The organism is Nocardioides sp. (genome assembly GCF_030150155.1).
Lineage (GTDB): Bacteria > Actinomycetota > Actinomycetes > Propionibacteriales > Nocardioidaceae > Nocardioides.
Map to the genome: position 1 here is coordinate 22,302 of NZ_JASLGR010000053.1, position 6,000 is coordinate 28,301.

Here is a 6,000-nt window from a genome sequence, read left to right on the forward strand (position 1 = left end):
AACTGAAAGGAAACCCATCATGGGTGGCACCCTCAACATGATCGGCCTCGGCCTCGCCGCGATCGGCCCGGCCATCGGTGTTGGTCTGATCTTCGCCGCGTACGTCGCCGGTGTCGCGCGCCAGCCGGAGGCCCAGGGCAAGCTCCAGAGCATCGCCATCTTCGGCTTCGTCCTCGCCGAGCAGTTCTTCATCATCTCGCTTGCTCTGGCGTTCGTTCTCAAGCCCTGATCCCCGGGGAGTCTGAGAGATACCCATGTTCACGACGCTTGTCCTAGCGGCTGCGGAGACTACTGAGGACCACAATCCTCTGGTCCCGGAGACCGCCGAGATCATCCTCGGTCTCATCGTTCTTCTGATCGTCGTTTTCCTTGTCAAGAAGCTGGTCGTTCCCAACTTCGAGAAGGCCTACGCCGAGCGCACCCAGGCGATCGAGGGCGGCATCGCCGCAGCCGAGTCCAAGCAGGCCGAGGCTGACGCGAAGCTGGCCGAGCTGGAGGCCCAGCTGGCCGACGCTCGCCAGGAGGCTGCGCGCATCCGCGAAGACGCCCGTGCTCAGGGTGCCGAGATCGTTGCCGAGATGCGTGCCCAGGCACAGTCCGAGGCGACGCGGATCGTCGAGCACGGCAAGACCCAGATCGAGGCTGAGCGCCAGCAGGCGATCACCTCCCTGCGTGCCGAGGTTGGCACGCTGGCCACGGGTCTGGCCGGCAAGATCGTGGCGGAGAGCCTTGAGGACGAGGCTCGCCAGAGCCGCGTCGTCGAGCGCTTCCTCGCTGAGCTGGAGTCCGTCGACGCACGGAATGAGGCGTGATGGACCTGCGTGGAGCTTCGGCCGAGTCGCTTTCCGCACTCACCTCCGAGCTGGCCGCTTCGGCCAGCTCGGGTGAGGCGGCCGGCTCGGTCGCCACCGGCCTCTTCAGCGCGTCGCAGACGCTGCGCGCCGAGGCCGCCCTTCGCCGGGCTCTGTCGGACGCCTCGGCTCCGGCCGAGGCCAAGCAGGGCCTCGCCCGCTCCGTCTTCAGCGGCCACGTCGCTGAGGGAGCACTCGCGCTGGTCCTGTCCGCAGCCGGTCGTCGTTGGACGAAGGGCTCGGACCTGGGGCTGGCACTGGAGCGCCTCAGCGAGATCGCTCTCGTTCGCTCCGCTGGTTCCGACGCTGACCGTGTGGTCGACGAGCTCTTCGCCGTCGAGCGCGCTGTCACGGAGAACCCGTCGCTGCGCGACGCGCTGTCCGACCCGGCCCGTTCGGCCGCCGACAAGGGGACCCTCGTCGACGGCCTCCTCGACGGCAAGGCCCTTCCGGCCACGGTCGCGCTGGTCAAGCAGTCGCTTGCCGGCACCTACCGCACTGTGACGTCCGCGCTGTCGGCGTACCAGAAGGTGGCCGCTGAGGTTCGCAACGAGGGTGTCGCAACGGTTCGCGTTGCCGCCGCCCTGAGCGCCGAGCAGCAGACCCGGCTCGCTGCGGTGCTGGCCAAGCAGTACGGCCGCGAGATCCACCTCAACACGCTGATCGACCCCGCGGTCATCGGCGGCATCAAGATCGAGATCGGTGACGACGTCATCGACGGTTCGATCTCGAACAAGCTCGACGACGCTCAGCGCGCGCTGGCCGGCTGACCGGCATACGCCGCAACCAGCTGACAACTACTTTGAAGAGAACGAGAGAGAAGGCATCGACATGACGGAGCTGTCCATCCGTCCCGACGAGATCCGGGACGCGCTGGCGAAGTACGTCGCCGACTACAAGCCCGAGGCTGCCGCCGCGGAAGAGGTCGGTACGGTCGCCCAGACTGCTGACGGCATCGCACGTGTCGCCGGCCTGCCCTCGGCCATGGCCAACGAGCTCCTCGAGTTCGAGGACGGCACCCTTGGCCTGGCGCTGAACCTCGACACCCGTGAGATCGGTGCTGTCGTCCTCGGCGACTTCGACAAGATCGAAGAGGGCCAGCCGGTCCGCCGTACGGGCGAGGTCCTGTCGGTCGCCGTCGGTGACGGCTACCTCGGTCGCGTCGTCGACCCGCTCGGCAACCCGATCGACGGTCTCGGCGACATCGCCACCGTCGGCCGTCGTGCTCTCGAGCTCCAGGCCCCCGGCGTCATGGCCCGTAAGTCGGTCCACGAGCCGATGGCCACCGGCATCAAGGCGATCGACGCCATGACCCCCATCGGTCGTGGCCAGCGCCAGCTCATCATCGGTGACCGCGCGACCGGCAAGACCACCGTCGCGATCGACACCATCATCAACCAGAAGGCCAACTGGGCGACCGGCGACCCGTCGAAGCAGGTCCGCTGCATCTACGTCGCCGTCGGCCAGAAGGGCTCCACCATCGCGTCCGTCCGTGGCGCGCTGGAGGAGGCCGGTGCTCTGGAGTACACCACCATCGTCGCGGCCCCGGCCTCGGACTCGGCTGGCTTCAAGTACCTCGCCCCCTACACCGGCTCGGCCATCGGCCAGCACTGGATGTACGAGGGCAAGCACGTCCTCATCGTCTTCGATGACCTGACCAAGCAGGCCGAGGCCTACCGCGCCGTGTCGCTGCTGCTGCGTCGTCCGCCGGGCCGTGAGGCCTACCCGGGTGACGTCTTCTACCTGCACAGCCGCCTCCTGGAGCGTTGCGCCAAGCTCTCCGACGAGCTCGGTGCCGGTTCCATGACGGGTCTGCCGATCATCGAGACGAAGGCCAACGACGTCTCGGCGTTCATCCCGACCAATGTCATCTCGATCACCGACGGCCAGATCTTCCTGCAGTCGGACCTGTTCGCCGCCAACCAGCGCCCGGCCATCGACGTCGGTATCTCCGTCTCCCGTGTCGGTGGTGCCGCGATGACCAAGGCGATGAAGGCCGTCACCGGTTCGCTCAAGGTCGACCTCGCGCAGTACCGCGCGATGGAGGCGTTCGCCATGTTCGCCTCGGACCTGGACGCCGCCTCCAAGCAGCAGCTCGCTCGCGGTCAGCGCCTGATGGCCCTGATGAAGCAGCCGGCCTACTCGCCGTACTCGGTCCCCGAGATGACGGCCTCGCTCTGGCTGGGCACCTCCGGTCGCCTGGACATCGTCCCGGTGGTCGACGTGCTCAAGTTCGAGCAGGAGTTCCTGGAGTTCGTGAAGACCGCCAAGCCGGGGATCTTCGCCGCCATCGCCGAGACCCTCAAGTTCGAGGACTCGACCGAGGCTGCTCTCGTCGAGGCGTACGACGCCTTCCTCCCGCAGTTCCAGACCAGCGACGGCCAGGCGATCAAGCCCGGCTCCGCTCACGTGGACGCGCTGGAGGACGACGAGGTCGAGCAGGAGCAGATCGTCAAGCAGAAGAAGGCTTGATCCATGGCCGTATCGCTGCGTGAGTACCGCGCGCGGATCCGATCGACTGAGTCGATGAAGAAGATCACGCGCGCCATGGAGCTCATTGCTGCGTCTCGCATCATCAAGGCGCAGCAGCGGGCCAACGCCGCAGCCCCGTACGCTCGTGAGCTCACCCGTGCGGTCTCGGCCGTGGCGACGTACTCCAACGTCGACCACGCCCTGACCACCGAGCCTGAGAACCCCCGCCGCGCCGCGGTCCTCGTCATCACGAGCGACCGCGGCCTGGCCGGGGCCTACTCCTCGAGCGTGCTCAAGGAGGCTGAGGGCCTGGTCACGAAGCTCACTGCCGAGGGCAAGCGGGTCGACCTGTACGTCACCGGCCGCAAGGCCGAGGCGTACTTCAAGTTCCGCAACCGGCCGGTGGTGAAGTCGTGGACCGGCTTCTCCGACCAGCCGACGTTCGAGGTGGCCAAGGAGGTCGGCGAGGCCCTGATCGGGTCCTTCCTCGCCGGTGCCGTGGACGGTCTCGACGCGGGCGTGGACGAGGTGCACCTGGTGTACACCCGGTTCGTCTCCATGCTGAACCAGAAGCCGACCGCTCTTCGTCTCCTCCCGCTGGAGGTCGTCGAGGGCGTGGAGCCCCCCGCCGAGGGCGAGGTCCTTCCGCTGTACGAGTTCGAGCCGTCGGCCGAGGCCGTCCTCGACGGGCTGCTGCCGCAGTACGTCGAGAGCCGGATCTGGTTCGCGCTGCTCCAGTCCGCTGCCTCGGAGCTGGCAGCACGTCAGAAGGCGATGAAGTCCGCCACTGACAACGCGACCGAGCTCATCAAGAAGTACACCCGGATCGCCAACCAGGCTCGCCAGGCCGGCATCACCCAGGAAATCAGCGAGATCGTCGGTGGCGTCAACGCCCTTGCCGACGCCAACGCCGCGAACGACTGATCACCACCGAAGGAAAGACGAAATGACTGCCACCGCAAACGAGACGACGACGGCCACCGGCCGCATCGTCCGCGTTATCGGCCCGGTCGTCGACGTGGAGTTCCCCGTCGACGCGATGCCGGAGATCTACACCAAGCTCGAGGCGACCATCACCCTCGGTGGCGAGGACGCGGTCCTGCCCCTCGAGGTCGCCCAGCACATCGGCGACGGCGTCGTCCGTGCCATCTCGCTGAAGCCGACCGACGGCCTCGTCCGTGGCCAGGCCGTCACCAACACGGGCGGCCCGATCACGGTCCCCGTCGGTGACGTCACCCTCGGTCGCGTGTTCAATGCCACCGGTGACATCCTCAACCTCGAGGAGGGCGAGACCGCCAACGTCACCGAGCGTTGGGGCATCCACCGCAAGGCGCCTGCCTTCGACCAGCTGGAGTCCAAGACCCAGATGTTCGAGACCGGCATCAAGGTCATCGACCTCCTCACCCCGTACGTCACGGGCGGCAAGATCGGTCTGTTCGGTGGTGCCGGTGTCGGCAAGACCGTTCTGATCCAGGAGATGATCGCTCGTGTGGCCAAGAACCACGCCGGTGTCTCCGTCTTCGCCGGTGTCGGCGAGCGTACCCGTGAGGGTAACGACCTCATCGTGGAGATGAAGGAGGCCGGCGTCTTCGACAAGGTCGCCCTGGTCTTCGGTCAGATGGACGAGCCGCCGGGCACGCGTCTGCGCGTCGCCCTGTCGGCCCTGACGATGGCGGAGTATTTCCGTGACGTCCAGAAGCAGGACGTGCTTCTGTTCATCGACAACATCTTCCGGTTCACGCAGGCCGGTTCCGAGGTCTCCACCCTGCTCGGCCGGATGCCGTCCGCCGTGGGTTACCAGCCGAACCTCGCCGACGAGATGGGCCTCCTCCAGGAGCGCATCACCTCGACCCGTGGTCACTCCATCACGTCGATGCAGGCCATTTACGTGCCGGCTGACGACTACACCGACCCGGCTCCGGCGACGACCTTCGCCCACCTCGACGCCACCACCGAGCTCTCGCGTGAGATCGCCTCGCTCGGTATCTACCCGGCCGTCGACCCGCTGACCTCGACGTCGCGCATCCTCGACCCGCAGTACATCGGTCAGGCGCACTACGACGCGGCCATCCGGGTGAAGCAGATCCTGCAGCGCAACAAGGAGCTCCAGGACATCATCGCCATCCTCGGTGTCGACGAGCTGTCGGAGGAGGACAAGATCGTCGTGCACCGCGCGCGTCGCATCCAGCGCTTCCTGTCGCAGAACACCTACGTCGCCAAGCAGTTCACCGGCATCGAGGGCTCCACGGTGCCGCTGGTCGACACCATCGAGGCGTTCAACAAGATCTGCGACGGCGAGTACGACCACGTCGCCGAGCAGGCGTTCTTCATGTGCGGTGGCCTCGACGACGTCGAGCGCAACTGGGCCGACATCCAGAAGAACCTCTGAGTCATGGCCGAGAACCTGCAGGTGGAGCTCGTCGCGGCGGACCGGGTGGTCTGGAGCGGCGAGGCCACCATGGTCATCGCGCGCACCGTCGAGGGCGACGTCGGCGTCCTGCGTGGTCACGCACCGATGCTCTCGGTGCTGACCGACGCGGTCGTCGAGATCAACCCCGTCGACGGTCCGGTCGTCACGGCCTCGGCCGACGGCGGGTTCCTCTCGGTCGCCAACGACCGGGTGTCGATCCTCTCCGAGCACGTGCTGCTCTCCGAGGAGATCGACGTCGACGCCGCG

General features: G+C 67.0%; 7 protein-coding genes. All 7 read left to right on the forward strand.

The window, feature by feature from the left end; all coding sequences use genetic code 11:
• The first annotated feature begins 19 nt into the window (after positions 1-19).
• Positions 20-229 carry an ATP synthase F0 subunit C gene (locus Q1V88_RS16615; RefSeq protein WP_300682434.1) on the forward strand — a complete coding sequence of 70 codons (210 nt, stop codon included), beginning with the start codon at positions 20-22 and terminating at the stop codon, positions 227-229.
• A gap of 25 nt (positions 230-254) precedes the next feature.
• Positions 255-812 carry a F0F1 ATP synthase subunit B gene (locus tag Q1V88_RS16620; RefSeq protein ID WP_300682435.1) on the forward strand — a complete coding sequence of 186 codons (558 nt, stop codon included), beginning with the start codon at positions 255-257 and terminating at the stop codon, positions 810-812.
• Positions 812-1,621 carry a F0F1 ATP synthase subunit delta gene (locus Q1V88_RS16625; RefSeq protein ID WP_300682437.1) on the forward strand — a complete coding sequence of 270 codons (810 nt, stop codon included), beginning with the start codon at positions 812-814 and terminating at the stop codon, positions 1,619-1,621. The genes Q1V88_RS16620 and Q1V88_RS16625 overlap by 1 nt, the downstream gene beginning before the upstream one ends.
• A gap of 61 nt (positions 1,622-1,682) precedes the next feature.
• Complete coding sequence (gene atpA, locus Q1V88_RS16630) at positions 1,683-3,323, forward strand: F0F1 ATP synthase subunit alpha (protein ID WP_300682439.1); 1,641 nt, start codon at positions 1,683-1,685, stop codon at positions 3,321-3,323.
• Positions 3,324-3,326: 3 nt separating this feature from the next.
• Positions 3,327-4,247, forward strand: a complete 921-nt coding sequence (locus Q1V88_RS16635; RefSeq protein ID WP_300682442.1) for a F0F1 ATP synthase subunit gamma — start codon at positions 3,327-3,329, stop codon at positions 4,245-4,247.
• 22 nt (positions 4,248-4,269) lie between these two features.
• On the forward strand, positions 4,270-5,712 hold the full coding sequence (gene atpD / locus Q1V88_RS16640; protein ID WP_300682443.1) for a F0F1 ATP synthase subunit beta: 1,443 nt from the start codon (positions 4,270-4,272) through the stop codon (positions 5,710-5,712).
• A 3-nt stretch (positions 5,713-5,715) separates the two neighbouring features.
• Positions 5,716-6,000: F0F1 ATP synthase subunit epsilon (locus Q1V88_RS16645; protein ID WP_300682445.1), on the forward strand; the 285-nt coding region annotated here is incomplete at its 3' end.

Coding starts and splice junctions, on each gene's coding strand:
- Q1V88_RS16615 (WP_300682434.1), top strand. CDS start 20: ATGGGTGGCACCCTCAACATGATCGGCCTCGGCCTCGCCGCGATCGGC.
- Q1V88_RS16620 (WP_300682435.1), top strand. CDS start 255: ATGTTCACGACGCTTGTCCTAGCGGCTGCGGAGACTACTGAGGACCAC.
- Q1V88_RS16625 (WP_300682437.1), top strand. CDS start 812: ATGGACCTGCGTGGAGCTTCGGCCGAGTCGCTTTCCGCACTCACCTCC.
- atpA (WP_300682439.1), top strand. CDS start 1,683: ATGACGGAGCTGTCCATCCGTCCCGACGAGATCCGGGACGCGCTGGCG.
- Q1V88_RS16635 (WP_300682442.1), top strand. CDS start 3,327: ATGGCCGTATCGCTGCGTGAGTACCGCGCGCGGATCCGATCGACTGAG.
- atpD (WP_300682443.1), top strand. CDS start 4,270: ATGACTGCCACCGCAAACGAGACGACGACGGCCACCGGCCGCATCGTC.